This is a genomic window from Tepidicaulis marinus (assembly GCF_000739695.1).
GTDB classification, from domain to species: Bacteria; Pseudomonadota; Alphaproteobacteria; order Parvibaculales; family Parvibaculaceae; genus Tepidicaulis; species Tepidicaulis marinus.
Genome location: NZ_BBIO01000001.1, coordinates 209,723 through 234,749, shown reverse-complemented (window position 1 = coordinate 234,749; position 25,027 = coordinate 209,723). Strand labels below are relative to the sequence as shown.

Sequence of the window (25,027 nt, the reverse complement as noted above, 5' to 3'; positions counted from 1 at the left end):
TGTCAGCGTCGGGCTTGGATGCAGGCGCAGACTCGGGGGCCGCCTCGCGCATTTTCTGCGCCAGGTCAGACTGCCCGTTCCTGATGGCCGTTAGGATCACTGCGCCACTCGCAAAATTTTAATCGAATGGCATCATGGCGCCCAAGCAGTTACGACAAGGCAAAGAAAACTGGTTAATGACCTGTTTTTCAGTGGGTTTATTGATGGATTTCTTTAACCATTGCCTTAATCAGCCGTCCCCTATCCCTGCTTAGCCGGTTCTTTGAGCCGCATCTTGGACCCGCATCGCGGGCCCGCACCATGGCCGGGGAAGCACTAACCGGCGGGCCGGGGCCCATGGGCTTCCTCGAGCAGCCAGGTGCAAAAGGCGCTCACATCGGCGCGCGCCTCACTCGCCGGCGCGGTGACGACATAATAGGCGGAACTCGTCTCCAGCATCAGATCGAAGGGCCGCACGAGCCGTCCGTCCTGCAAGGCTGCCGCCGCCAGCGCTTCGTCGGCCAGCGCCACGCCCTGGCCCATGGTCGCCGCTTCCAGCGCCAGATGCCCGTCATCGAAAATCGGCCCGCGCCCGGCATCCACCGCCGCCGCGCCCGCCGCCTTGAGCCAGGCGGCCCAGTCTTCGGTCGTGTCCTCATGGATGAGCGTGAAGCGGGCGAGATCATCCGGTTTTTCGAGCGGGGTGTCCTTGTTTATCAGCGCCGGGCTGAGCACGGGAAAGGCGGCGGCGCCCATGATCTTTTCCGCTTTCAGCCCCGGCCAATTGCCCCGCCCATAGCGGATCGCCACATCCACATCGCCTTTCGTCAGATCCACCATTTCCGGGGTCGGCACGAGATGGAGGCGCAGATTGGGATGGCGCTGATAAAACCGGTCGAGCCGGAGCACCAGCCAGCGGGCGGCAAAAGCCGGCTCCACGCTCACCACCACCGCCCGGTCCGCGGCCATGCGGGTAACGGCGCGCACCGCATCGTCCATGCCGTCAAAGGCGCGGGTGAGCGGGCCGAGCAGACGTTCGCCCGCCTGGGTGAGATGCACCGCCCGGCCGGAGCGGCGGAAAAGCGCGCAGCCGAGCCATTCCTCCAACCCCTTGATCTGATGGCTGACGGCGGAATGGGTCACCGACAATTCCTCGGCCGCCCGGCTGAAACTGAGATGGCGCGCCGCCGCCTCAAAGCTGCGCAGCATGGATAAGGGGGGCAAACGTCTGCTCATGATGTTCTCCGGATTTCATCTGGCCCCATCCATAGCCTGCGCCCGGATGTCGCACATGTGAAATTACCTCACATATATCATGAAAAATGATCGTTTGTCATTTTTAGAATGAACCGCCATATAAGCCGCGTAGAGATGAGAGCGCTTTGTTCTCAAAGGAGATTAACATGAACCCAATTCGTGGATATATGGATGGAATGGCGGCGAGCTACGCCACCGCCACCTTCCTCACCCCGGTTCAGCGCACCCCCCAGGGCGCGCAGGCACCGGCGCGGGCCGCGATGCGGGATGTGACGGCCCGCCCGCACGGCACGGCCCTTCGCTTCCTGACGTCGCCTATGGCCTCGAAACTGGCCATGCGTACGGGCGGCGCGGCTCTGGCCCTTTTGGCCGCCGCCGCGCTGATCCAGTAAGCGGCCCTTAAGACCCATAGACCGGGCGCCCCCCACGTTTTGCGTTTGCCCGGTTCTTTGAAACCCCTGGCCGGTCCCCCCAATCCCCGGCCGGGGGTTTTTTTGCGCGCGTCCTCAAGGCGCCGTCACCCGGCGCAGGGTGAGATTGAGCCGCCCGCCGCCAGGCAAAAGCCCGCTCGAGCCGCCCAATATCCTGTCGATGCCGTGAAAGCGCAGCCGCGAGGGTCCCTCCAGGATCAGCACATCGCCTGAATGCAGGAGAATCTGGCGGGAAGGGTCGGACCGCTTCAGCCCGCCGAGGCGGAATCTCGCCGAATCCCCAAGTGAGACCGAGAGCACCGGCGCATCCAGCGCCGCTTCGTCGCGGTCCTGATGGGCGCCCATTTTCGATACGGGTCCGTAATAATTGATCAGGCAGGCTTCCGGCGGCGCCGGATAGGCGGTGAGCCGCGCCCAAAGTTCCAGCAAAAGCTCAGGGATCGGCGGCCAGGGCGCGCCCGTGACGGGATGGCGGGGCTCATAGCGGTAGCCCTTTTCCTTATCCGTCAGCCAGCCGAGCGGGCCCATATTGCTCATGCGCACCGACATGGCCTTGCCCGAACGGGGCAGGCGCGGCTCATAGAAAGGCGCCTCTTTGAGGGCCTCTTCCACCGCGCCCCGCAGCGCTTCCTGCCGCCTGCGGCCCAGAAGCGAAGGGTAATAGCGCACCCCTTCCGGCAGGCCCGGAATGGGCTGGGGCAGATCGGCCAAGGTTTGCAAAAAGCTTAAGGACATGGGAGCCCGTCAACTTTCTCACTACTTTTTGATGCGAGACTGGTTTCTTGGGGGATGAGGGTGCCAGCTGCGCCCGAAGCGAGTAAAGATGCTGGACCAGAACGAGCGGTCACACAACAAGCGCGCGCGGGTGCGGGATTTCGACGACGCCCCTCTCGCCGCTTTTCTGCATAAGGTGCTGACCCAGCGCGGCATCGGGCAGGCGACCTTGTGGCTGACGGTCATCGTTGTCGCCGGCACGACGAGTTTCACCGGCCTCTTCTACTGGCTGATCGATGCGCCCCTGCAATATATCCTGATCGGCGTGGCGCTCGCCTTTGGCATGACGGCGGTGACAACGCCGCATCTGGGGCGCATGAGCTTCAAACGCATGCTGCAGCTTTACGATGCCAATGGCGCATTGCGCGAGGCGGTGGCGCGGGCGGAAGCCGCCGACGCCTCCAAATCGAAACTGCTTGCAACCGTCAGTCATGAAATCCGCTCGCCGCTTTCGGGCATGCTGGGGCTTGTCGAGCTTTTGCAAAAGCGGCGCAACGATGAAAACCCGGACGAGCATCTGGCGGTGCTGAAGGAAACCGGCGAGGGCATGCTGCGCACGCTGAACGATCTGCTCGATCACGCAAAGCTCGAAGCCGGTCAGATGGAGCTCGATCCCGATGAGGTGAACCTGCCGCGCTTTCTGGCGCGCACGAAGCTCTTCTGGGAGGGGCGGGCCGAGGAAGCAGGCCTGCATTTCGAGCTGCGCCTGGCGCCGGGCACGCCAGAACGGATCCATACCGATCCTCACCGCCTTGGCCAAGTGCTCAACAATCTGATTTCCAATGCGCTGAAATTCACCGAGCACGGCACCATCACGCTGAGCGCGGGGCCGGCTGAGGATGAGAGCGGCGGGGGCACAAGCGCCTTCACGCTCGCCGTCACCGATACCGGCATCGGCATGGACGAGGCGGCGCAGGAACGCCTCTTCACGCCCTTCAGCCAGGCCAGCGCCCAGACCGCCAGTACCTATGGCGGCACGGGGCTCGGTCTTTCCATCTGCCGCTCGCTCACGCAGCTCATGGGCGGGCATTTGAGCCTTGAAAGCGCACCGGGAAAAGGCACGCGCGTGCGCCTTCTCCTGCCGCTGAAAAGCCCGCAGAGCGGCGCGCCGGAAACCCGGCAAGGCGGGCGCATCCGGCACGTGTGAGCGGATGGCCGCTTGATCTTCCATCTTGAAAGAGAAAACCGTCAGCCGGTGAAGCGGCCGATCGTGCGCTGCAGGCTCTCGATTTTGATCTGCGTCTGGGAGGAGAGGAACACTTCCGTCCCGGCAATGTCGTTGCCCTGTTTGGCAAGCGCATCATATTCGCGCCGCTCGGCGGGCGAGAGCTCGTTGAAAAGGCGCGGCGGCACGAGCGAAGCGATCTGCCGCGTCGTATTGGTCAGCTGGCGAATGTTCGACTCATTCCCCGGGTTGCGGAAGAACTGGCGCTGATAGTTCTGCTCCAGCTTGCGCAGGCGTTCCAGCCGCGCCTGCTTTTCCCCGCGCAGCGGCGGTTCCAGGAGCGCGTCGATCTTGTCCTGGATTTCCTTCAGCTTCGGGTTGGAATCGATGTCCACATAGCGCTTGCCGAGGATTTTGTAGGATTCCTCGAAAAGCTGAATGCGCCGCTTTTCGAGCCTGTCGGAGAGGCCCGCCGGGCTCTGGTTCCGCTCGATCTGCTGGATCTCGGCCCGCGCCTCGGCCAGGCGGCGGGACTGCGGTTCGGAAATATTCGGGTTAAAGCCCTGAAGGCGCTGGATCTGCTTTTCGATGCCCGCCACGATCAGCTCGTTTTGGCCAGCCGCCTGGGCGCCGATGGTCACGCTGGTGATATTGGAAAGAAGGGCACTGCCTTTGAGGCCCGGCGCGCTTTGCGCCAGTTTCGAAAAGACCGATCCGCCGCCCAATCCGGAAATTGCCATGTCTTAAATCTCCGCGTCTTTCGCCGCTCATCCCCATTTATTCGCAGGTCAGGCTAGCGGCGAAAGATTAATCGGATATTTACCCCAAAAGCCCGTTAACGCCCCCGCGCTTTTGGGGTATGAGGGGCCCACGCTGCTTACCCGCCTTTTTGAGGCCTCTCCGGCGTTGCCCGGGGAAGGCTCAAGGAGGGCGGCAATGTGATTAAATTGTCTCACCTGTGGCCGGAGAGCCTTGCGGGGCAAGCTCCGCCTTCATATATACGCCCTAACCGGTTGAAACCGTTTCCAAATCCATTTAGGGGACCGGCATGGGTGCTATGAAGGCCCAGGCGGTCTGCCGCAAACAATGAGGAAAGATATGGGAAAAGTTATCGGCATCGACCTTGGCACGACGAATTCGTGTGTCGCGGTCATGGAAGGTACGCAGCCCAAGGTTATTGAAAATTCCGAAGGCGTCCGCACGACCCCGTCGATGGTCGCCTTTACCGAAGACGGCGAACGGCTTGTCGGCCAGCCGGCCAAGCGCCAGGCGGTGACGAACCCCGAAGCCACGCTTTTCGCCATTAAGCGCCTGATCGGCCGCTCCTATGACGATCCCACCACGAAAAAAGACAAGGACATGGTGCCTTACGCCATCGTCAAAGCCGACAATGGCGATGCGTGGGTGGAAGCGCGCGGCGAGAAATATTCCCCGCAGGAAATTTCCGCTTTCATTCTTCAGAAGATGAAAGAGACCGCCGAAGCCTCGCTCGGCGAAAAAGTGACGCAGGCCGTCATCACCGTTCCCGCCTACTTCAACGACGCCCAGCGCCAGGCAACGAAAGACGCCGGCAAGATCGCGGGCCTTGAAGTCTTGCGCATTATCAACGAGCCGACCGCGGCCGCCCTTGCCTACGGCCTCGACAAGAAAGACGGCAAGACGATCGCCGTTTACGACCTTGGCGGCGGCACGTTCGATATTTCGGTTCTGGAAATCGGCGACGGCGTCTTCGAAGTGAAATCCACCAACGGGGACACGTTCCTTGGCGGTGAAGACTTCGATATGCGCATCATCGATTATCTTGCCGACGAATTCAAAAAAGAGAACGGCATCGATCTGCGCTCCGACAAGCTGGCGCTGCAGCGCCTGAAGGAAGCGGCCGAAAAAGCCAAGATCGAACTTTCCTCCGCCACGCAGACGGAAGTGAACCTGCCCTTCATCACCGCCGACCAGTCGGGCCCGAAACACCTGACGATGAAACTGACCCGCGCGAAACTCGAAGCGCTGGTCGAAGACCTCGTCAAACGCACCATCGAGCCTTGCAAGAAGGCGCTGTCGGATGCGGGCCTGAGCGCCGGCGATATCGACGAAGTGGTGCTGGTGGGCGGCATGACGCGCATGCCCAAAGTGCACGAAGCGGTGAAAACCTTCTTCGGCAAAGAGCCGCATAAAGGCGTGAACCCGGACGAGGTTGTCGCCATGGGTGCGGCCATTCAGGCCGGCGTGCTGCAGGGCGATGTGAAAGACGTGCTGCTGCTCGACGTCACGCCGCTCTCGCTTGGCATCGAAACGCTGGGCGGTGTCTTCACCCGCCTCATCGACCGCAACACCACGATCCCGACGAAGAAGAGCCAGGTCTTCTCCACCGCCGAAGACAATCAGTCGGCTGTGACGATCCGCGTCTTCCAGGGCGAGCGTGAAATGGCTGCCGACAACAAATTGCTCGGCCAGTTCGATCTCGTCGGCATTCCCGCCGCCCCGCGCGGCGTGCCGCAGATCGAGGTGACCTTCGACATCGACGCCAACGGCATCGTGTCGGTCGGCGCGAAAGACAAGGCGACCGGCAAGGAACAGTCGATCCGCATTCAAGCCTCCGGCGGTCTTTCGGATGAAGACATCGAACAGATGGTCAAAGACGCCGAAGCCCATGCGGACGAGGACAAGAAGCGGCGCGAGGAAGTGGAACTGCGCAACCAGGCCGAAGGGCTGGTGCATGCCACGGAAAAAACCCTCGAGGACAATGCCGACAAACTCTCCGACGATGTGAAGAGCCCGGTTCAAAACGCCCTCGGCGAACTGAAAACCGCGCTCGAAGGCACGGACATGGACGAAGTGCGCGCCAAGCTCGAGGCGCTGACCCAGGCTTCCATGAAACTGGGCGAAGCGCTTTATGCCGCCAGCCAGGCCGAAGAAGGCGCAGAGGGCGGCAGCTCTGAAAGCGCCGAAGGCGATGACGTCGTCGATGCCGATTTCGAAGAAGTCGACGACGAAAACAAAAAGGACGCCTCCTAAAGGAGGGGACGCGGCGCGAGGCGGGCAACCGTCTCGCGCGCCCTTTCTGACGGGTGAATGAAATGTCCAAACGCGACTATTACGAAGTCCTGGGTGTCGAGCGGTCCGCCAATGCGGATGAGCTGAAAAAAGCCTACCGCAACCTTGCCAAAAAATATCACCCCGACCGCAATCCGGGCGACGCGGAAGCCGAGCACAAGTTCAAAGAGCTGAACGAAGCCTATGACGTGCTGAAAGACGAACAGCAGCGCGCCGCTTACGACCAGTACGGCCATGCCGCCTTTGAAAACGGCATGGGCGGCGGCTTCAAGGGCGGGCCCGGCTTCGGCCCGGATTTCTCCTCTTCCATGTCGGATATTTTCGACGATCTCTTCGGCGAGTTCATGGGCGGGCGCCGGGGACGGCGCGGCGATGGCGGCCGGGCGCGCGGGGCGGACCTGCGCTACAATATGGAAATCACGCTCGAGGAAGCTTACGAGGGCAAGAAGGCGCAGATCCGCGTGCCGACCCAAGTGGCCTGCGAGACCTGCTCTGGCTCGGGCGCCAAGCCCGGCTCCAGCCCCGTCACCTGCCCGGCCTGCCAGGGCGTGGGCAAGGTGCGCGCACAGCAAGGCTTCTTCACCATCGAGCGCACCTGCCCGCAATGCCATGGCCGCGGCCAGATCATTCAGGACCCTTGCGCCGATTGCGGCGGGGCGGGCCGGGTGCAGAACGAGCGCACGCTGGCGGTCAATATCCCCGCCGGTGTGGAAGACGGCACGCGCATCCGCCTTGCAGGCGAAGGCGAAGCCGGGCTCCATGGCGGGCCGGCGGGCGATCTTTACATCTTCCTTTCGCTGCAGCCGCATAAGCTCTTCCAGCGCGACGGGGCGGACCTTTTCTGCCATGTGCCGCTCTCGCTGACGACGGCGGCCCTTGGCGGGGAGATCGAAGTGCCCACCCTTGCCGGCACCAAGGTGAAGGTGAAAATTCCCGAAGGCACCCAGGCCGGTAAACAGTTCCGCCTGCGCGGCAAAGGGATGCCGGTGCTGCACGCGCGCCAGTTCGGCGATCTTTATATTCAGGTGGGCGTCGAAACGCCGATGAACCTCTCCAAGCGGCAAAAGGAATTGCTCAAAGAGTTCCAGGACGCCTCCAGCGAGGACACAAGCCCGGAAAGTTCCGGCTTTTTTGCCAAGGTCAAAGGCTTCCTGGACGGACTGCAAAACAATTAAGGGCCGCCGCAAGCGGCCCTTTTTCGTTGTCCAGCCCCCCGCGCCCGGCCCGCATAAATCTCAGGCAAATTTTATGTGTTTCTGAGGCAACAGTGTGGGCTTGTCATTTCACTGTCACACTTCTGTTAGCCCGCCGTCACACAGCCCCCCTAAACCTCCTCTCGACCGGGGCAATTTCCGCCTTACGAGGAGATAGATATGTTTAAGAAAGCTCTGCTGGGGGGCGTTGCGTTTGCTGCGCTTTCTCTTGGCACCGCCGGTGCCTCCTTTGCTGGATACGACGTGAACGCGCGTATCGATGCACTTGAAAACGAACTTCGCGCACTCAAGTCGCAGGTCGACTCGCGCGATGCGAAAATCGAAGCTCTGGAAGCCAAAACCACGGGCATCGAAAACTTCCCGAAATTCGACGGCAAGAAGCTGAAGATCACGTCGGCTGACGGCAAATACTCTATGGAACTCTTCGGCCGCATTCAGATCGATGCCTCGATCGCGGACCAGGACGACCTGCAGAACGGCCATGACATCGGCGCCGGCGTTGAACTGCGCCGCACCCGTTTCGGCCTGAAGGGCAAGCTCGGCGGCGATTTCAAATATAAGATCGAAGCCGGTTTCGACGCGCCGTCCGACACGGTCGATCTTGAAGAAGCCTACATCTCTTACGTGGGCTGGAAACCGGCTGCGCTGACCGTCGGTAAGTTCAAAATGCCGTACAGCCTTGAAGAGCAGACCTCGTCGCGCTTCATCTCGTTCCTGGAACGCGGCAACAACAACGTCTTCGCACCGGGCAAGAATCTCGGCGGCGGCGTGAGCTTCGGCGGCGACAATTACGGCGTCAACGTGGCTTACATGTTTGCCGGCGATCTCGTCGACGGTTCGGACAATGGTTCGAACGAAGACAACGGCATCGTGGCCCGCGCCACGGTTGCGCCGATGCTCGACAAGAAGGGCGGCTCGCTCCTTCATCTCGGCCTGTCCGGCTACTACCTGAGCGATCAGGACGGCACGGCCCGTTTCCGTCAGCGCCCCGGCATTCACAATGCCGACCGTCTGGTGGACACCGGCACGATCGCCAATGTGGACGACACCTGGTCGATCAACCCGGAAGTCGCCTTCGTGGCAGGTCCCTTCTCCGCACAGGCTGAATATTCCTGGACGCAGGTTGGCCGCACTGCAGGCAACTCCGACATCGACCTGCATGGCGGTTATGTGTACCTGAGCTACTTCCTGACCGGCGAATCCCGCGCTTCCGCCTATAAGGCAGGTTCGGGCAAATTCGACCGTCTGAAAACGGAAGGCGCCTGGGAAATTCTCGCCCGCGTGTCTTACCTCGACCTCGAAGACAATGGCATCACCAACGCCGACCGCGGCGAACAGACGGACTACACGCTCGGCTTGAACCACTACTTCAACCCGAATGTCCGCGCCATCGTCAACTACGTCTATGCCGATGTGGACCACCCCACCGGCGCGACGCAGGACGAAGAAGCCCACTCCCTCGGCGCTCGCCTCGCTGTGGACTTCTAAGAAGCGACCCCTCGCAGTCAGTCGCTTGCCGCCCGGTCTTCGGACCGGGCGGTTTTTTTATTGGGTAATGACTAGCGCTTTGAGCCAGGGCTTAGTCAGGATTTAGCCGGGGCTTAACAAGACATTACTTTTGAAATGACCGTTGTTCACTTCACAAAATAAATGTCCTCCGGTCACGGAGGATTTAAGCCGGTCTTAACCCGTCTCGTTACAAAACTGTCACATTCCCGGCATCAAGCCGAAACGAGGGATGGGACAGATGAAGAAAACGAACGCTGTGCTGGCGGGCCTCGGCCTTGCAGGCATGCTCGCAAGCCCGGCCTTTGCCGGCTATGACGTCAACTCGCGCATCGATGCGCTCGAAAACGAGCTGCGCGAACTTAAAAGCCTGGTCGTGGAACGCGACACACGGCTGCAAGAACTTGAATCGCGCACGGCCGATCTTTCCGATCTGCCGAAATTCGATTCCAAAAAACTCCAGATTTCCAGCCGCGACGGCAATTGGTCGATCCGCTTCGGCGGCCGCCTGCATCTCGATGCGACGATCGTCGATGACGATGTGACGCAGATCGGCAATGGCGCCGAGATCCGCCGCTTCTGGTGGGACGTGTCGGGCAAGATCGCCGGCGACTGGAAATACAAGCTTCAGGTCGGCCTTGAAAACGATCAGGTCCGCATCAAGGATGCTTATGTGTCGACGGATCTCGGCGGTGTGTCGGTGACCGCGGGTAACCATAAAGAGCCCTATTCGCTCGAAGAGCTGACCGGCTCCAACTACATCACCTTTATCGAGCGCGGCCTGCCCAACGTCTTTGCGCCGGGCCGCAATATCGGCCTCAGCGCCAATACGGGCGGCGATAATTGGGGCATTGCCGCCGGTTTCTTCACCGATGGCATCAATAATGGCGGCATCAACAACCAGACGACCGACTGGGCCGTGACGGGCCGTACGCATTACGCGCCGATCGCCGAAGAAAACCGCGCCGTGCATCTGGGTGTTGCCGGCAGCTACCGCGGCGTTGAAAACGACACGGTCAGCTTCAATCTGCGCCCCGAGTTCAATGACGGGCGCGGCATCGTCAATACCGGCGCCGTCAACAATGTGGACAAGATGATCCAGGTCGGCCCGGAAGCCGCCGTGGTCTTCGGCCCCTTCTCGCTGCAGGGTGAATATCACTGGACGACGGTCGAGCGCACAGCCGGTCTCGGCGATGCGGACCTGGAAGGCGGCTATGTCTTCGCCAGCTGGTTCGTGACGGGGCAGTCGCGTCCCTATAACGCCAAGAAGGGCACCTTCGGCCGCGTGAAGGCGGAAAACGCCATCGAACTTGCCGCCCGCTATTCCACCGTCGATCTGTCGGAGGCCAGCGCCGCCGCCACGAACGGCGAGGAAGACAATTACACGCTCGGCGCCAATTATTACTTCAACCCGAATGTCCGCCTGATGCTGAACTACATTCACGCTGAAGTGGACCGGGTGGCCGCCGGCACGGATGAAGATATTGACGCTGTGGTCTCGCGTATTCAGCTCGATTTCTAATAGGCGCGGGCAGGGAGCCTTCCCCGCCCGGACCTGATCCAAGATAAGCCGCCATGCCGGAAGGTATGGCGGCTTTTTCTTTGGGGGCGGCTTGGCTGAGGGCTGCCCTTAGCGGATTTACGCCTTCCCCTTCCCCTGATATACCGCCCGGGCGCCTTTTAAGGCGCGATGTGAGATATCGGGGTATTCCCATGAGCGAGATCAAGATTGCGATTGCAGGGGCAGGCGGGCGCATGGGCCGGCAATTGCTGGCGCAGGTGCTGGAGACCGAAGGCTGCACCCTTTCTGGCGGCACGGAGCCTGAGGGCTCCCCGCATATCGGCGCGGATCTGGGCATTCTTGCCGGGCGCCCCGAGCCGCTCGGCATCGAGGTTTCCGCCGACCCCCTAGCCGTTTTCAAGGACGCGGACGCGGTGATCGACTTCACGGTGCCCGAGGCAAGCTGCGAACATGCCGCGCTGGCCGCCCAGGCGCGCATCGTTCATGTCATCGGCACGACCGGCTTTTCCGAGGAGGACAACGCCAAGATCGCCGCTGCCGCGCGCCACGCGACGATTATCAAGGAAGGCAATATGAGCCTCGGGGTCAATCTGCTGGGCTCGCTGGTGCGCCAGGTCGCTGCCATTCTCGATGCGGACTGGGATATCGAAATTCTAGAAATGCACCATAAGCACAAGGTCGATGCGCCGTCCGGCACCGCGCTTTTGCTCGGCAATGCGGCAGCGAAGGGGCGCGGCACCGACCTCAAAGAAGTCAGCGATCTCGACCGGCATTCGCAAAAAGGCGCGCGCAAGAAAGGCGATATCGGCTTTGCCACGCTGCGCGGCGGCTCGGTGGTGGGCGAGCATTCGGCGATTTTCGCGGGCGAAAAAGAACGCCTCGTACTCTCCCATGTGGCCGAGGACCGGGCGATTTTCGCGCGCGGCGCGGTGGCGGCGGCCAAATGGGGCCAGGGCAAAGGCCCCGGCCTTTTCGGCATGGCCGACGTGTTGGGCCTTAAAGAGCTTTGAAGGATGAGCCCGGCGTAGCTTTAGCCATCCGGGCGGTTTGATAGAACGGAGTGAAATGTGGGTAATTTGCTGGTGCTGGTCCGCCATGGGCAGAGCGATTGGAACGAGAAAAACCTTTTCACCGGCTGGCGCGATCCGGACCTGACGGAAAAAGGCATCGAAGAAGCCAAAGCCGCGGGCCGCGCGCTGAAAGAGGCCGGCTACACGTTCGATGTCTCCTATACGTCCGTGCTTACCCGCGCTCAGCATACGAACGATCTGATCCTGGCCGAACTCGGCCAGGAGGACCTGCCCGTCATCCGCGACCAGGCGCTCAACGAGCGCGATTACGGCGATCTTTCCGGTCTCAACAAGGACGATGCGCGGGAAAAATGGGGCGAGGAGCAGGTGCATATCTGGCGCCGCTCCTATGACATTCCCCCGCCCGGCGGCGAAAGCCTGAAGGATACGGCAGCGCGCGTGCTGCCCTATTTCGAAAAGGAAATCCTGCCGCGCGTCTTGAAAGGCGAGCGCGTGCTCGTTGCCGCCCATGGCAATTCGCTGCGCTCGCTCGTCATGCAGCTCGACAAGCTGAACCAGGAGGAGGTGATAGCGCTCAATATCGCAACCGGCGCGCCCATCGTTTACGAGCTCAGCGATAAGGGCGAAGTGCTCTCCAAGAAAATTCTGATCGAGCGGGATTATTCTTAAGCGCGGCTCTTAAACGGGAGTGCCGGCGCGGCGCGCATCGCCAAGGCCTTGGCGGATCGCCTCGCCTAGCTCCTTGCGCTCGAAAGGCGCAAGGAAGGCGCCCACCACCACGGCGCGGCCATGGGAGATTAGCGAGAGGCGGGTGTTTTCCTCCGCCTCTTCTTCCTCATGCAAATCGACACGGGCCCAATAGGGCGGCGCGCTCCAGGCCGTCACATTGCCCTTCGCATCGACCTTACGCACCCGCACCTCGCCTTGCGAAATCTGCACCGTCTCATAAGCGCGGGCCGCGCGGTAATTCAGGCGGAAGGCGAAATAGATAAGCGCCGCATCCAGCCCGAAAAACCCGAAAACCGGCCAGGCCCCCATCATCAAAAAGGCCATGCCGGAAATGAAACTGACGATCCCCACCAGCCCCATCATGACCAGAAAGCCGCGCGGCGAAAGCGAGCGGTGCGGGGTGAGCACGGCATCGAAATAAAGCGGGGGGCGGAGCGGCGCCTGATCTTCCATGGGCTGCATGGGCTTGAAAATAGGCCCGGCCCCCCGGCGCGGCAAGCCCCGCCGCAAGACGCCGAAACAGGGGTTTGACTCATCCCCCCCAGGGGGATATGACAAGCCCATGAGCCACGCCAATAACCCGGACATCCTGAAACGGCTGAAGCGCGCGCAAGGCCACCTTGCCAGCGTCATCCGCATGGTCGAGGAAGGCCGGGACGGGCTCGACATCGCCCAGCAGATGCAGGCGGTGGTCCGGGCGCTGGAAAACGGCAAGAAGACCATGATCCTGCATCACATCGACCATCACCTGACGGAAATGACAGGCCCGCTGCCGCCGGAGATGGAAGAGGAACTCGCCAAGTTCCGCGAGATCGCGAAATATCTTTAAGGAGAGCCCATGCAGAGCCCGAAGGCAGAGAGCGGCACGCATGATCACGTCTTTCTCGGCGCCGACCACGCGCGCAACGAACGGCGCACCTGGGCCGTCATCGCGCTGACCGCCGCCATGATGGTCGGCGAAATCGTGGCCGGGATCGCCTTCGGCTCCATGGCGCTGCTGGCGGACGGCATTCACATGGCAACCCATGCCGGCGCGCTGACCATTGCGGCACTCGCCTATCTTTATGCCCGCCGCCACGCCCATGACCCTGTTTTCGGTTTCGGCACCGGCAAGGTGGGGGATCTGGCCGGCTTTGCCAGCGCCGTCATTCTGGCGGTCTTCGCGCTCGGCATCGCGGCCGAATCCGTTTCCCGGCTGATCGATCCCATTGCCATCCGTTTCAACGAGGCGATTGCCGTTGCGGTGCTGGGGCTTGGCGTCAATCTGCTCAGCGCCTTTCTGCTGCATCAAGGCGGCCATGATCATGGGCATAGTCACGGTCATAGTCATGGCCATGGGCACGGGCACGGGCATAGTCATGGGCACGGCCACACGCACCACCATCACACCCATGACACGCGCGACAACAATCTGCGCTCCGCCTATTTCCATGTGCTTGCCGATGCGCTGACCTCGGTGCTCGCCATTCTGGGCCTGCTTGCCGGGCGCGCTTATGGCTGGGTCTGGATGGACCCGATCATGGGGATTGTCGGCTCCATCGTGATCGCGCGCTGGTCCTGGACGCTGATGCGCGATGCGGGCGCGGTGCTGCTCGACACGCTGCCCGATGAGGATTTGCACGCGCATATTGCCGGGCGCATCGAAGAAGACGGGGACAGGCTTGCCGATTTTCACCTCTGGCGCGTCGGGCCGGGGCATATGGCGGCGATCCTTTCCATCGAGACGGACCGGCCCGAGCCGCCCGCCTATTACAAGCAGAAGCTTGCCGGCCTGCCGCAGCTTTCGCATCTGACCGTCGAGGTCGCGCCGCGCGGCTGAGGGGCGCGTATCAGGCTTGCGGGCGGTGCGGAAATGGCTAGGCTTTGCGCATGAAAAAAGCCGATATCCATACGTTCTTCTCGCGCCTTGCCGCGGCCTTGCCCGAGCCCAAGACCGAGCTCAATTACACCAATCCTTACACGCTGGTCGTGGCCGTTGCCCTGTCCGCCCAGGCAACGGATGTCGGCGTCAACAAGGCAACGGAAAAGCTTTTCAAGACCGTCGATACACCGCAAAAAATGGTAAAGCTCGGCGAGGCGAAGCTGCGCGATCAAATCAAGACCATCGGCCTTTACCGCAACAAGGCGAAGAACGTCATCGCGCTCTCACGCAAACTGATCGAAGAATATGGCGGCGAGGTACCGCGTGACCGCGCCGCGCTGGAATCGCTGCCGGGCGTCGGGCGCAAGACGGCGAATGTCGTTCTCAATGTCGCTTTCGGCGAGCCGACCATCGCGGTCGACACGCATATTTTCCGCGTCGGCAACCGCACCGGCCTTGCCCCCGGCAAAACGCCGCTTGAAGTGGAAAAGAAACTCGAAAAGGCCGTGCCCGATGAATTCAAGCTTCATGCCCATCACTGGCTGATCCTGCATGGGCGCTATACATGCAAGGCGCGCAAGCCCGATTGCCCTTCCTGCATCGTCGCCGATCTCTGCCGCTTTAAGGGCAAGACGACGGCGGCCTGATTTCATTCAGGCCCGGTCTCCCTCAGGCATGATATGCAGCGCGAGCCAGACGCTCGGGCTTTCCGGGTCCGTCCAAGTCACCCGGTGGCGGCAATGGGCGGGCAGAAAAAGACAGTCGCCCGCTTTCATCTCCCGCGCTTTTTCCTCGCCCTCGATAAGAAGCGCGGCGCGGCCCGCGGCAAGCATCACCCATTCGTCTTGCCGCTGGTCGTACCACTCGCCCTCAGGCGTTGCATGACCGAGGGAGACGATCCGCTCGAGCCGCACGCCCTTGCGGGCCAGCAATACCTCGAGCGTTTCACCCGGCCCTTGCGGGCGCGGCACATCCAGAAAATTGAAAAGAGGCGGCGCCTTCTGCGTCATGTTGCTGCCTCAGGTTCCAGTCTCGGTTCCGGCTCAGGCGGGGCGGGCGCCCAGCTGCAGCGCCTTATTGACGGAGGTAACGCAGGCGCCTTTATCCGCCGCGCCGCCGCCCGGCGCGCGCGCATCGATATGAGAGGCGCGCATTTCAGCCCCCTCTTCATAAAAGATCACAAGCAGCGTGCAGGCTTCCCCGCCATAGCGCCAGATTTCGGCGCCAGGTTCCTTGCGCACGAAATCGGGCGCGCCGAGCTTGGCGCGGATGCCCTCCGCTCCTGCACCCAAAAGCGAGGCCGGCGCGGGCGCGGGATCAAGGGCAGGCGAGGCGCTTGCCTGTTGCTGCGGCGCAGGCTCGGCGCGCGGGGCAAACTGCGCGCGGCCCGGACTTTCACAGGCAGCAAGCATGAGGGCCGCCGCCATAAGCGGGGCGGCAAAAGCAAAGGGCGAGTTACGCAAGCCGGGTAATCCTCTTATAGACATGAACCATGAAAGCGGTGGCAAAGAGCGGCACAAAGAGATTGAGCAAGGGCACGCTGGCAAGCGCCGCTACCAGAAAGCCCGCCGTCAAAAGCCGCAGCCGGTGCGTCCGGCGCAGGGAAGCGGCCTCCTTCGGCCCCAGATGGCGCAGCGCCACAAGCTCGAAATATTCCCGGCTCAGCAGATAGCCGTTCAAGAGCCAGAAGACCGCGACCCCCACGATGGGAATGAAGTAAAGCGGCAAAGCCAGAAGATTGAGCACGACGAGCACGGCGGTGAATTTCAAGGCAAGCCAGAGCCCCTGCCAGAAGGGCTGGTCCTTGCCGGGCGGATCGGCAGGGTAGTTCTTGTCTTCTACCGCGCCTGCGATCTCTTCCAGAAAAAGCCCGGCAAAGAGCGAGGCGACCGGCATCAGCATGACGATAAGCACGATGACCAGAATGAACTGCGCCAGAAGATCGACCGTGGTGTTTGCCCAGGCCCATTCCATATCCGGAATGGCGGCGATGCCCCACTGCGCCCCATAACCCAGCGCCACGAGCAGCGCCAGCGTCAGGGCCAGCGACTTCCAGAGCACGGCGCGGAAGGGGGGCGAGAAAATATCCGACACGGCGGTCAGCGCGGCTTTGAACATCGGGTCTTTTATCCTTCGCTTGTCCACTTTCAGCTTGGGACGCGGGAGCGGCCAGCTTAGCGGCTTTGGCCTTGATGACAAGCCGGCCCGGCATAGGGAGGATCGGCGCTTGTTCCTTGGCGCTGCGTCCCTATACTGCCGCCCCAGCAAACTAAAGACGCAATTTGACGGACAGGATACGGAATGAGCACAGCCCGCTTCGATGTCGCCGGGATCGGCAACGCCATTGTGGATATTATCGCCGAAGCGGGGGACGAGTTTCTGATCGCCAACGGCATCCAGAAAGGCGGCATGACGCTGATCGACGAGCCGCGCGCCGAAGAGCTTTATGCGAAAATGGGCCCGGCGGTGGAAGTTTCCGGCGGCTCCTGCGCCAACACGATCGCGGGCATCGCCTCGCTGGGCGGCAAGGGCGTTTATTTCGGCAAGGTGCGCGACGATCAGCTGGGTAAAGTCTTCCAGCACGATCTGAAATCCATGGGGGTGCATTTCGACACCGTCCCGGCAACAGACGGGCCTTCCACCGCGCGCTGCTACATTCTCGTGACCCCGGATGCCCAGCGGTCGATGAACACGTTTCTGGGCGCTGCCGGCGGCATCGGCCCGGACGATATCGACGAAGACCTGATCAAGGCCTCCGCCATCACCTATATGGAAGGCTATCTCTGGGACCCGCCCCGCGCGAAGGAAGCTTTCGTCAAAGCCTCGGGCATTGCCCATGAAGCCGGGCGCGTGGTCTCGCTCACCCTCTCGGATTCCTTCTGCGTCGACCGCTACCGCGACGAGTTCCGCAAATTGGCAAAAGAAGAGGTCGATCTTCTCTTTGCCAATGAAGCCGAAATCATGTCGCTTTATGAGGTGGATGAGTTCGACGCCGCATTGCAGTCCGTGCGCAAGGATTGCAAATTCGCCGCGCTGACACGCTCCGAGGCCGGCTCCGTCATCATCGCCGACGGCGAGGTGCATGTGGTGGATGCGGTGAAAATTCCGAAAATCGTCGACAGCAACGGCGCGGGCGATCTTTATGCGGCAGGCTTCCTCTTCGGCCTGGCGCGCGGCTACGGCCCGGTACGCTGCGGCCAGCTCGGCTCGCTTGCAGCCTCGGAATCCATCAGCCATTACGGGCCGCGGCCCATGATTTCGCTGAAAGACCTCGCGGAAGAAAAAGACCTGCTTTAAAGCTTGCGCAGGTACACATCCTTGATCGAGTGATCCGTACCCTTGCGCAGGATGAGGTCGGCGCGCTGGCGCGTCGGAAGCACGTTCTGATGCAGGTTCGCCAGGTTGATCGAGGTCCAGATACCGTCGGCGACCTTCACCGCTTCTTCATCCGTCAGATTGGCGTAGCGGTGGAAATAGGCGTCCGGGTTCTGGAACGAGGTTTTGCGCAGGTCCAAAAAGCGCTGGATATACCAGTCACGGATCACTTCTTCATCCGCATCGATATAGACGGAGAAGTCGAAGAAGTCCGAAACGATGAGCTCCGGCGCGCCGCCATCGGAAATGCGCGGGCCCTGCAGCACATTCAGCCCTTCCACGATCAGCACATCGGGCTGCTCGACCACCACTTCTTCCCCCGGCACGATGTCATAGGAGAAGTGGGAATAGACGGGGGCTGCCGCGCGCTTGCAGCCCGATTTCACATCGGTGAGAAAGCGCACCAGGCGCTTGATGTCGAAACTTTCCGGAAAGCCCTTGCGGCCCATCAAGTTGCGCTCTTCAAGCACCGCATTGGGATAGAGAAAGCCGTCGGTCGTGACGAGGTCGACTTTCGGATGGTTCGGCCAGCGGGCCAGAAGCTCGCGCAGAATACGCGCCGTCGTGCTTTTGCCCACGGCAACAGACCCGGCAATGCCGATAATGTAAGGCACTTTGGCGTGGTTCTGACGCAGGAACTGCGAGGTGACGCGGTAAAGGTCCTGGGTGGCGCCCACATAAAGATTGAGCAGCCGGGAAAGCGGCAGATAGACCTGGCTCACTTCATCGAGCGAGATGCGCTCGCCCCAGCCGCGCAGCACCTCAAGATCGGCCTCCGACAGAGTGAGCGGCGTGTCCTCACGCAGATCGCCCCAATCGGCGGTTTCAAAATGCCGGTAAGGGGAAAGATCGCTTGTCAGGCGGAGCTTGGCTTCTTCCGCGCTTGCCTGCTCTTTGCCTTTAGCGCTTTGCGCCTCACCCGGACCTGCCGACGACTTTTGTTCCGCGCTTGTCATAAGGCGGCCCCTTTCAGTTTTTATTGGGCGCAGCGTTCTTGTCAGTCTTCTGGCGCGCTGCTTTTTCGGCAAGGCCGGATGTGCCCTCGCGGCGGGCGAGCGCAGCGTAGACCTCTTGCGGCGTCACGTCCGAGGCGGCGAGAAGCACCAGCCAATGATAGAGAAGGTCGGCGGATTCCGAAATCACGCCCGCTTTATCGCGCGCGGTGGCCGCGATGATGGCTTCCACCGCCTCCTCGCCCATTTTTTGCGCGCATTTTTCAACGCCGCGATGCAGGAGCTTGGCGGTATAAGACGCGTCCGGGTCGGCGCCCTTGCGGGCGGCGATGGTCTCGAACAAGCGGTCGAGCTGACGGCCGTCACCGGCTTCCTGCGCCATCTTATCCTGCCTCTTCAGTTCACTTTAGAGTTCCAGACCGGCCCAAAGCCGCGGGAAACCCGCCTTGCGGGGCGTGTCTTCGTATCAGATTTGTGGCAGAAGCGCCAGCGAAGGGCAAAGGGGGAATGGGCCCAATGTTGAGGCCGCTTTTTCAGCGCTGAAAGGACTGACCGGCGCCAAGGAATACCTTTAGGGAAGGCCCAGCGGGAAGATGCGCCTCAGGCGCGGGTGGCGAGCCCGGCCTCCCCGATCCGGCCTTGCAGCACATCGTCAAGCAGCGCATTGGCCAGATGCGCGCCGCGCAAATCGGCCCCGCGCAGGTCCGCGCCGCGCAGATCCGTGCGCAGCAAGACCGCGTCCCGCAGATCGCAGGCGGCCAGCACCGCATTGGAAAGATTGGCATCCGTGAGCACCGTGCCCCGCAGGACCGCGCCCGCCAGCACCGCTTTGCCGAGATAGCGCCCGCTCATGTCCATCTGGCTGAAATCGGCCCGCGCGCCCCTCTTCCCGCCGCTCTGGGCCCAGGCAAGATGGGCTTTGAGAATACCCGGCAGATCGTCGGCGGAAGGGCCGAGACGGGCGCGCTGGGCCCGCATCAAGCTGGTGCTTTGCTCGGTCGCCTCATCAAGGGCGGCCTGGCGCAGATCCGCATCGATGAGATTGGCGCCCTGCAGCACCACTTCGCTCATTTCCGCGCCCTTGAAGCTGCAATAGCGCATATCGGCGTTCTGGAAACTCACACCCTTGAGCCGGGCGGCGGCAAAATCCGCCCCGCCGAGCCGGGAGCCCGACAGCTCGGTTTTTTCAAGCTGCGCGCTTTTGAACGAGGTTTCCGGCTGGGCGGAGAGCAGTTTACCCTCGGTGCCGATCACCTCGCCCCGGCGCAAATCCGCTTCCTTGAAAACAGTATGCGTGAGGATCGCTTCATCGAATTTCGCCCCGCGCAGGTCGGCGCGGGAGAAGTTCGCGCGGGTGAGGTCCGCCTGAGTAAAGGAGGAGCCGAAGAGGTTCGCCCGCTCGAAATGCGTATCGACCAGGACCGGGCCCTTGAAATTACAAGCAATGAATTCGGAATCGGAAAAGTCATGGGCCGTGATGACGAGATCGGAGAGATTGCAATCTTTCAGCACGGCGCGCCGCCCGTCGCGCATCCCGCGGATATAGCGGCGGTGCAGAACGTGTAAGCGGCGCAGGAGCTCGGGGGTTACCCGGTATCCGGAAAGTACAGTCATGGAGGAGCGGCCACCCATCTTCGGCATGCCGGCCTCCCCCCAGAGCCGGGCACTTCATCTATGGGCCAATTTGCCTGAAAGGTTCTTAGAAAGTACGACAAAAACAGGCAGGTTTTGCCTAAAAACTGCGGCTTTTATGGCTCAAGCCAATGGGTGACGCTGCGTCCGCTGCCCGCTCAGCCCTGCCAAAAGCGCGGGACCTTCGCAAATTTTTTCCAGAGTTTTCCCGCCGCCTTCAGGTCCTCTTCGGCGCGGTGGCCGTGATAGCCGAGAATAAAGCCGCACGCGCGGGCGGCCGCCGTGCGGTACTGGGCGGCAACGGGCAGGCGGGCGAGGGTCTCCTCGGCCGCCGCGACATCGTTCAGCGCCCCCAGACTGTCCTGCAAGGCGCCGAGATGCTTGAGATAGGGCGCGGTTTTGCCGGCATTGAAAAGCGGCTCGAAGACCTGCGCCGCATACCGCAGTTTTTTCAGCCTCTTGCGCAACTCATGGCGCTCGGGCGGGGGAAGTTTTGCGAATTTGCGCCCGAGCTTGGCCGCTTTCTCCGCCGCTTTTTCCAGCCGCGCAGCGCCGGCCTCCTGTGCCGGGGCGGCAAGCTCACCGTCTGGCGCGGCCATCCGCAAGCGCTCGATCTCACAGGCAAGGCTTAGAAGAAATTTCGTGAACTCAGGTTCATTCAGCGCTGCCTGCACGTCCCGCCAAGCCGCCTTCCGCGCCCGGCCAAGGGCGGAGGTCAAAGGCGTCAGATCCGTTTCCAGAAGATCGAGCGCGGCGACGGGCGCCAGGATTTCCTCCTCGAAGACATCGAGATCACGGGCCCGGCCCAGCACCGCGGCATAATGTTTTGCTTGAAGTGAAAGCGTTTTCAGTTCTTCGGAATGATCCCCCAAAAGGCCGATTATGGCGCGCAGGCGGCGCAGGCCGACGCGCATCTGGTGAATGCCTTCCGGATCGCCCGCTTCCATAATGGCCGGCTCGTTCGCCAATATCTGGGAAAGCGCGCTGGAAAGGGCGGCCTCCAGGGCTTCACCGGCAGTGGCGGTTGCTTCAAGCTGGATCGGACCGGCCTTGACCGGAGAAATCGCGCCGCCTGAGGCAAGCCTGAACCCCCGTTCAGCCTTTGAGCGGAGCGACAGGCGCAATGGTACTTCTTCGAGCAGCTGCGCGGCTTCCCGGTAAAGGGCAAGCGGTGTGCCCTCTTTCAATTCAAGCTCCAACTCGCGCAGCGGCTCTTTTTCCGCGCCGGCCAGAATGGCCCCTTCATCGAGAGCCAGTTCGATCAGCGCGTCCGGGGTTTTGAGATAGGCCGTGCGGCGGCGGATATCGGTCGTAAAAGCGGGCCGGGGCGAGGTGCCGCCGCACAGCTTTTCGATGGTGCCTGCCACTTCTTCCGGCAAAAGGCTGAGATCGGGCAGCGCAGTGGAGGCGCCGACCGGGCTTTCATATTCCACCCGATCAAGGGCGAGGCCCGTGCCGCGCGGCTTTGCCTTGACGGTCTGAATGAGGTCGCGGCCCGCCTCACGCACCCGAAGCGTGAAGCCGGCCGCATTGAGCGCGAGATCCGGCATGTCGAAATAAGTGGAGCGCAGACGCTTGCGCTTCACACCGGCGAGATTGCTCCGCCCCGCCCAGGCCGTTTTTGGCAGGCGGGTAAGGGCGCGCGTATCCAGCAGCAATTTCAGTTCGATCTCGCGCAAGACATACCTGCCTATTTTCACATGGCCGGTTTCATATGACAGGACTATGACGGGCGCCGGAAGACGGGGCAAACGGAAATCAGCCGTGACTTATAGTCAGCGCCGGATGCGCCTCAAAGACGCATCGGTATTCCGGCTTTCGACATGTGGACTTTCGCCTCGCCGATCGTGTGATCGCCGAAATGAAAGATCGAGGCGGCAAGAACCGCGCTGGCATGACCTTCAGTCACACCCTCCACCAAATGATCGAGCGTGCCGACACCGCCCGAGGCAATGACCGGCACCCGCACCGCATCGGAAATGGCGCGGGTGAGCGGCAGGTTGAAGCCTTCGCGCGTGCCGTCCCGGTCCATGGAGGTGAGAAGAATTTCACCCGCGCCGAGCGCCACGACTTTTTTCGCGAACGCCACCGCGTCGATGCCGGTGCGTTCCCGCCCGCCATGGGTGAAGATTTCCCATTTGCCGGGCGCCACGGTTTTCGCATCGATGGCAACGACGATGCACTGGCTGCCGAATTTCTCCGCCGCCTCGCGCACGAAATCCGGATTGGTGACGGCGGCGGTATTGATCGAGACTTTGTCGGCGCCTGCAAGCAGCAAGCGGCGCACATCGTCCACCGTGCGCACGCCGCCGCCAACCGTCAGCGGCATGAAACATTGCTCGGCGGTACGCCGCACGACATCGATCAGGGTGCCGCGTTTTTCATGGCTCGCGGTAATGTCGAGAAAGCAAAGCTCGTCCGCGCCCGCCGCGTCATAGGCTTTCGCCGCTTCCACCGGATCGCCCGCATCGCGCAGGCCGACGAAATTGACGCCTTTGACGACGCGCCCGTCTTTTACATCGAGGCAGGGAATGATGCGGACCTTCAACATCAGGCAGCCTCTTTCAGGAGCGCGATAACTTCTTTCGGGTTGAGACGGCCGTCGTAAAGCGCGCGGCCGGAAATCGCCCCTTCGATGTTTTTGCAGCCTGTCTTTAAAAGCTCTTTCACATCTTCGATGGAGGCAAGGCCGCCGCTTGCGATCACGGGAATGGAAATCGCCTCGGCAAGCGCCACCGTTGCTTCGATATTGAGGCCCTGCAGCGCGCCGTCACGGGAAATGTCCGTATAGATAATGGCGGCAACGCCGGCATCTTCAAAGCGGCGCGCCATATCCAGGGCGGTAAGGTCTGAGACCTCCGCCCAGCCTTCCACCGCGACGCGCCCGTCTTTGGCATCGAGACCGACGGCAATGCGGCCCGGATATTTTTTGCACGCCTCGATGACGAGCTCCGGGTTCTTCACCGCCGCCGTGCCGATGATGATGCGGGTCACGCCTTTTTCAAGCCAAGCGTCGATCGTGCCCATATCGCGGATGCCGCCGCCAAGCTGCACCGGCAGATCGATCTCTTTCAGGATCGCCTCCACCGCGCCGGCATTGACGGGCTTGCCTTCGAAGGCGCCGTTCAGATCGACAAGATGCAGATAAGAGAACCCTGCATCCTGAAAGGCGCGGGCTTGGGCCGCCGGGTTGTCGTTGAAGACCGTTGCCTGATCCATCAGCCCGTGCACGAGGCGCACGCATTGGCCGTCTTTCAGGTCGATGGCGGGAAAGAGGATCATCTCAGGTCTCCAAAACGTTAGGGCTTCCAGTGAAGGAAGTTGCGGATAAGGGACAGGCCGAGCGTCTGGCTTTTTTCCGGGTGGAACTGCGTGCCGATCATATTGTCGCGCGCAACGACGGCAGTGAGCCTGCCGCCATAATCCACCTCGGCCAGAACCTCCCCCGGGTTTGCCGCTTTCAAATGATAAGAGTGCACGAAATAGGCATGGGTCGCGCCAAGGTCTTCCAGCACCGGATGCGCCCCATAAATGTGAAGCTCGTTCCAGCCCATATGCGGAACTTTCAGGTTTTCATCCGCGGGCTCAATGGGCACGACATCGCCCTTAATCCAGCCAAGGCCCGGATGGGTGCCGTGCTCGTGCCCGGCGCTTGCCATGAGCTGCATGCCGACACAGATGCCGAGAAAGGGACGGCCTTTTTTGATGACCGTTTCTTCCAGCGCCTCGATCATGCCGGTCAGCTTGCCGAGCCCCTGGCGGCAATCGCCGAAAGCGCCGACACCGGGCAGCACCACGCGGTCGGCGCTCAGCACTTCTTCCGGGTCGGGCGTCACGAGAATATCGGCGGTAAGGTCTGCTTCGCGCGCCATGCGCTCGAAAGCCTTTTGCGCCGAGCGCAGATTGCCCGAGCCGTAATCGACGATTGTTACTTTCATCTGCCCCATCCGGAAGGTTCGGGAAAGACGCCGAGCACATCATTGCCGCCGCCTTGCTCCCGCCCATGGGGTGAACGCGGCGTGCCTTGCGCTTGGCTCTTGGCGTCCGCCCGCTCATGTGCTGCCGGCCAGACACCGCCTTTCAGCGGCAGGCCCCAGGCGGGCGCGGGGCGCGGCGCGGGCAAGGCGCCCTCATAATCGCGGAAGAAGCGTTCCTCGGCTTCTTCCTCGCTGCCCCCATGCACGATGGCGGCAAAGCGCGCGCCTTTACGGGCAAGCGCCAGACGGCGCAGCTCATTACCCTCCGCCGCCACCAAAAGCTGGAGGGCAAAAGAGGCGATCATGATTGGCGTTTCGCCATAGCCCAGATAAACGAGGCCAGCGGTCAAAAGAAGCGAGAGACCGAAATAGCCCGCCGCCTCGAACCAGAGCCGGTGATAAAGCAGCCAGAGCAGCGGCACGGCAAGCGCCGGCCAGGCCATGCCTTCCTTGACGAAGACGATCTGGCGCGTCTCGCGCGTTTCCGCGTCATTGAGATGGACGGTGTAGAACTTCATCCGGAACCTTTGGCGGCGCATCCGGCGGGCGGGCCAAAAGCGCGCCCGGTGC

General features: G+C 61.9%; 26 protein-coding genes and 1 pseudogene. 12 read left to right on the top strand and 15 right to left on the bottom strand.

The features are described from left to right. Positions 1-315 precede the first annotated feature (315 nt). Positions 316-1,215 (bottom strand): transcriptional regulator GcvA, encoded by a 900-nt coding sequence (gcvA, locus tag M2A_RS01280; protein ID WP_045441911.1) that lies wholly within the window; start codon positions 1,213-1,215, stop codon positions 316-318. 167 nt (positions 1,216-1,382) lie between these two features. Here gcvA and M2A_RS01275 point away from each other — a divergent pair, with 167 nt between their 5' ends. Next, positions 1,383-1,628 carry a hypothetical protein gene (locus tag M2A_RS01275; protein WP_147446341.1) on the top strand — a complete coding sequence of 82 codons (246 nt, stop codon included), beginning with the start codon at positions 1,383-1,385 and terminating at the stop codon, positions 1,626-1,628. 114 nt (positions 1,629-1,742) lie between these two features. Here the strand turns inward: M2A_RS01275 and M2A_RS01270 are convergent, their stop codons facing one another. Next, the gene (locus M2A_RS01270; RefSeq protein WP_045441906.1) at positions 1,743-2,402 is read right to left on the bottom strand and encodes an alpha-ketoglutarate-dependent dioxygenase AlkB; all 660 of its coding nucleotides are present in this window, start codon (positions 2,400-2,402) and stop codon (positions 1,743-1,745) included. 88 nt (positions 2,403-2,490) lie between these two features. Between M2A_RS01270 and M2A_RS01265 the strand changes: the two genes are divergently transcribed. After that, a complete protein-coding gene (locus tag M2A_RS01265) occupies positions 2,491-3,588 on the top strand; it encodes a sensor histidine kinase (RefSeq protein ID WP_052379107.1) in 1,098 nt (365 codons plus the stop codon). A 41-nt stretch (positions 3,589-3,629) separates the two neighbouring features. Here the strand turns inward: M2A_RS01265 and M2A_RS01260 are convergent, their stop codons facing one another. Beyond that, positions 3,630-4,346, bottom strand: a complete 717-nt coding sequence (locus M2A_RS01260) for a hypothetical protein (RefSeq protein ID WP_045441904.1) — start codon at positions 4,344-4,346, stop codon at positions 3,630-3,632. Positions 4,347-4,704: 358 nt separating this feature from the next. Here M2A_RS01260 and dnaK point away from each other — a divergent pair, with 358 nt between their 5' ends. The 6 genes from dnaK (at position 4,705) to M2A_RS01230 (ending at position 12,599) form a co-directional block, all read left to right on the top strand. Beyond that, a complete protein-coding gene (dnaK, locus tag M2A_RS01255; protein ID WP_045441901.1) occupies positions 4,705-6,618 on the top strand; it encodes a molecular chaperone DnaK in 1,914 nt (637 codons plus the stop codon). 62 nt (positions 6,619-6,680) lie between these two features. Continuing rightward, positions 6,681-7,832: a molecular chaperone DnaJ gene (gene dnaJ / locus M2A_RS01250; RefSeq protein WP_045441898.1), complete on the top strand. Its 1,152-nt coding sequence runs from the start codon at positions 6,681-6,683 to the stop codon at positions 7,830-7,832. Positions 7,833-8,030: 198 nt separating this feature from the next. Then, complete coding sequence (locus tag M2A_RS01245; protein WP_045441896.1) at positions 8,031-9,359, top strand: OprO/OprP family phosphate-selective porin; 1,329 nt, start codon at positions 8,031-8,033, stop codon at positions 9,357-9,359. 259 nt (positions 9,360-9,618) lie between these two features. Next, on the top strand, positions 9,619-10,899 hold the full coding sequence (locus M2A_RS01240; RefSeq protein ID WP_045441894.1) for an OprO/OprP family phosphate-selective porin: 1,281 nt from the start codon (positions 9,619-9,621) through the stop codon (positions 10,897-10,899). A gap of 191 nt (positions 10,900-11,090) precedes the next feature. Next, positions 11,091-11,909: a 4-hydroxy-tetrahydrodipicolinate reductase gene (gene dapB, locus M2A_RS01235; RefSeq protein WP_244444350.1), complete on the top strand. Its 819-nt coding sequence runs from the start codon at positions 11,091-11,093 to the stop codon at positions 11,907-11,909. A gap of 57 nt (positions 11,910-11,966) precedes the next feature. Further along, positions 11,967-12,599 carry a 2,3-bisphosphoglycerate-dependent phosphoglycerate mutase gene (locus M2A_RS01230; protein ID WP_045441893.1) on the top strand — a complete coding sequence of 211 codons (633 nt, stop codon included), beginning with the start codon at positions 11,967-11,969 and terminating at the stop codon, positions 12,597-12,599. A gap of 9 nt (positions 12,600-12,608) precedes the next feature. Here M2A_RS01230 and M2A_RS01225 read toward each other — a convergent pair whose 3' ends face one another. Next, complete coding sequence (locus M2A_RS01225) at positions 12,609-13,112, bottom strand: DUF2244 domain-containing protein (protein WP_244444349.1); 504 nt, start codon at positions 13,110-13,112, stop codon at positions 12,609-12,611. Positions 13,113-13,221: 109 nt separating this feature from the next. Between M2A_RS01225 and M2A_RS01220 the strand changes: the two genes are divergently transcribed. From M2A_RS01220 to nth, 3 genes and pseudogenes are all read left to right on the top strand, one after another. Next, positions 13,222-13,488 carry a metal-sensing transcriptional repressor gene (locus M2A_RS01220; RefSeq protein WP_045441889.1) on the top strand — a complete coding sequence of 89 codons (267 nt, stop codon included), beginning with the start codon at positions 13,222-13,224 and terminating at the stop codon, positions 13,486-13,488. Between the two features lie 9 nt (positions 13,489-13,497). Next, a complete protein-coding gene (dmeF, locus tag M2A_RS01215; RefSeq protein WP_045441887.1) occupies positions 13,498-14,478 on the top strand; it encodes a CDF family Co(II)/Ni(II) efflux transporter DmeF in 981 nt (326 codons plus the stop codon). Positions 14,479-14,537: 59 nt separating this feature from the next. Continuing rightward, a pseudogene (nth, locus tag M2A_RS01210) lies at positions 14,538-15,167 on the top strand (endonuclease III); the annotation flags it as partial. Between the two features lie 6 nt (positions 15,168-15,173). Here the strand turns inward: nth and M2A_RS01205 are convergent. Genes M2A_RS01205 through M2A_RS01195 form a run of 3 tightly spaced genes read right to left on the bottom strand, consistent with a single transcriptional unit; the run spans position 15,174 to position 16,638 of the window. Next, positions 15,174-15,530, bottom strand: coding sequence for a cupin domain-containing protein (locus M2A_RS01205; RefSeq protein WP_045441885.1), 357 nt, complete (start codon positions 15,528-15,530; stop codon positions 15,174-15,176). A 33-nt stretch (positions 15,531-15,563) separates the two neighbouring features. Next, entirely contained in the window at positions 15,564-15,983 is a 420-nt protein-coding gene (locus M2A_RS01200; protein ID WP_045441884.1) for a hypothetical protein, read from the bottom strand. Beyond that, positions 15,976-16,638, bottom strand: a complete 663-nt coding sequence (locus M2A_RS01195; RefSeq protein WP_045441883.1) for a sulfate transporter family protein — start codon at positions 16,636-16,638, stop codon at positions 15,976-15,978. The genes M2A_RS01200 and M2A_RS01195 overlap by 8 nt, the downstream gene beginning before the upstream one ends. A 183-nt stretch (positions 16,639-16,821) precedes the next feature. Between M2A_RS01195 and M2A_RS01190 the strand changes: the two genes are divergently transcribed. Next, complete coding sequence (locus M2A_RS01190; protein WP_045441882.1) at positions 16,822-17,817, top strand: adenosine kinase; 996 nt, start codon at positions 16,822-16,824, stop codon at positions 17,815-17,817. On the opposite strand, the gene coaA is transcribed toward M2A_RS01190, so the two are convergent. The 8 genes from coaA to M2A_RS17035 form a co-directional block, all read right to left on the bottom strand. After that, positions 17,814-18,851, bottom strand: a complete 1,038-nt coding sequence (gene coaA, locus M2A_RS01185; RefSeq protein ID WP_081875286.1) for a type I pantothenate kinase — start codon at positions 18,849-18,851, stop codon at positions 17,814-17,816. The genes M2A_RS01190 and coaA overlap by 4 nt on opposite strands. Before the next feature lie 13 nt (positions 18,852-18,864). Continuing rightward, a complete protein-coding gene (locus tag M2A_RS01180) occupies positions 18,865-19,230 on the bottom strand; it encodes a phosphoribosyl-ATP diphosphatase (protein WP_045441880.1) in 366 nt (121 codons plus the stop codon). A 218-nt stretch (positions 19,231-19,448) separates the two neighbouring features. Then, positions 19,449-20,489, bottom strand: a complete 1,041-nt coding sequence (locus M2A_RS01175) for a pentapeptide repeat-containing protein (protein ID WP_045441877.1) — start codon at positions 20,487-20,489, stop codon at positions 19,449-19,451. A 149-nt stretch (positions 20,490-20,638) separates the two neighbouring features. After that, a complete protein-coding gene (locus M2A_RS01170) occupies positions 20,639-22,159 on the bottom strand; it encodes a CYTH and CHAD domain-containing protein (protein ID WP_052379106.1) in 1,521 nt (506 codons plus the stop codon). A gap of 113 nt (positions 22,160-22,272) precedes the next feature. Next, on the bottom strand, positions 22,273-23,031 hold the full coding sequence (gene hisF / locus M2A_RS01165; protein ID WP_045441874.1) for an imidazole glycerol phosphate synthase subunit HisF: 759 nt from the start codon (positions 23,029-23,031) through the stop codon (positions 22,273-22,275). After that, entirely contained in the window at positions 23,031-23,762 is a 732-nt protein-coding gene (gene hisA / locus M2A_RS01160; RefSeq protein ID WP_045441871.1) for a 1-(5-phosphoribosyl)-5-[(5-phosphoribosylamino)methylideneamino]imidazole-4-carboxamide isomerase, read from the bottom strand. Before hisA ends, hisF begins: the two co-directional genes overlap by 1 nt. Positions 23,763-23,779: 17 nt before the next feature. After that, positions 23,780-24,418, bottom strand: coding sequence for an imidazole glycerol phosphate synthase subunit HisH (gene hisH, locus M2A_RS01155; RefSeq protein WP_045441868.1), 639 nt, complete (start codon positions 24,416-24,418; stop codon positions 23,780-23,782). Then, entirely contained in the window at positions 24,415-24,975 is a 561-nt protein-coding gene (locus M2A_RS17035; RefSeq protein ID WP_052379105.1) for a DUF2628 domain-containing protein, read from the bottom strand. Before M2A_RS17035 ends, hisH begins: the two co-directional genes overlap by 4 nt. Between the last annotated feature and the right edge of the window lie 52 nt (positions 24,976-25,027).

Coding starts and splice junctions, on each gene's coding strand:
- dmeF (WP_045441887.1), top strand. CDS start 13,498: ATGCAGAGCCCGAAGGCAGAGAGCGGCACGCATGATCACGTCTTTCTC.
- hisF (WP_045441874.1), bottom strand. CDS start 23,031: ATGTTGAAGGTCCGCATCATTCCCTGCCTCGATGTAAAAGACGGGCGC.
- M2A_RS01175 (WP_045441877.1), bottom strand. CDS start 20,489: ATGCCGAAGATGGGTGGCCGCTCCTCCATGACTGTACTTTCCGGATAC.
- M2A_RS01240 (WP_045441894.1), top strand. CDS start 9,619: ATGAAGAAAACGAACGCTGTGCTGGCGGGCCTCGGCCTTGCAGGCATG.
- dnaK (WP_045441901.1), top strand. CDS start 4,705: ATGGGAAAAGTTATCGGCATCGACCTTGGCACGACGAATTCGTGTGTC.
- coaA (WP_081875286.1), bottom strand. CDS start 18,851: ATGACAAGCGCGGAACAAAAGTCGTCGGCAGGTCCGGGTGAGGCGCAA.
- M2A_RS17035 (WP_052379105.1), bottom strand. CDS start 24,975: ATGAAGTTCTACACCGTCCATCTCAATGACGCGGAAACGCGCGAGACG.
- gcvA (WP_045441911.1), bottom strand. CDS start 1,215: ATGAGCAGACGTTTGCCCCCCTTATCCATGCTGCGCAGCTTTGAGGCG.
- M2A_RS01220 (WP_045441889.1), top strand. CDS start 13,222: ATGAGCCACGCCAATAACCCGGACATCCTGAAACGGCTGAAGCGCGCG.
- hisH (WP_045441868.1), bottom strand. CDS start 24,418: ATGAAAGTAACAATCGTCGATTACGGCTCGGGCAATCTGCGCTCGGCG.
- M2A_RS01225 (WP_244444349.1), bottom strand. CDS start 13,112: ATGGAAGATCAGGCGCCGCTCCGCCCCCCGCTTTATTTCGATGCCGTG.
- M2A_RS01265 (WP_052379107.1), top strand. CDS start 2,491: ATGCTGGACCAGAACGAGCGGTCACACAACAAGCGCGCGCGGGTGCGG.
- dnaJ (WP_045441898.1), top strand. CDS start 6,681: ATGTCCAAACGCGACTATTACGAAGTCCTGGGTGTCGAGCGGTCCGCC.
- M2A_RS01245 (WP_045441896.1), top strand. CDS start 8,031: ATGTTTAAGAAAGCTCTGCTGGGGGGCGTTGCGTTTGCTGCGCTTTCT.
- M2A_RS01180 (WP_045441880.1), bottom strand. CDS start 19,230: ATGGCGCAGGAAGCCGGTGACGGCCGTCAGCTCGACCGCTTGTTCGAG.
- dapB (WP_244444350.1), top strand. CDS start 11,091: ATGAGCGAGATCAAGATTGCGATTGCAGGGGCAGGCGGGCGCATGGGC.
- M2A_RS01270 (WP_045441906.1), bottom strand. CDS start 2,402: ATGTCCTTAAGCTTTTTGCAAACCTTGGCCGATCTGCCCCAGCCCATT.
- hisA (WP_045441871.1), bottom strand. CDS start 23,762: ATGATCCTCTTTCCCGCCATCGACCTGAAAGACGGCCAATGCGTGCGC.
- M2A_RS01195 (WP_045441883.1), bottom strand. CDS start 16,638: ATGTTCAAAGCCGCGCTGACCGCCGTGTCGGATATTTTCTCGCCCCCC.
- M2A_RS01260 (WP_045441904.1), bottom strand. CDS start 4,346: ATGGCAATTTCCGGATTGGGCGGCGGATCGGTCTTTTCGAAACTGGCG.
- M2A_RS01190 (WP_045441882.1), top strand. CDS start 16,822: ATGAGCACAGCCCGCTTCGATGTCGCCGGGATCGGCAACGCCATTGTG.
- M2A_RS01205 (WP_045441885.1), bottom strand. CDS start 15,530: ATGACGCAGAAGGCGCCGCCTCTTTTCAATTTTCTGGATGTGCCGCGC.
- M2A_RS01275 (WP_147446341.1), top strand. CDS start 1,383: ATGAACCCAATTCGTGGATATATGGATGGAATGGCGGCGAGCTACGCC.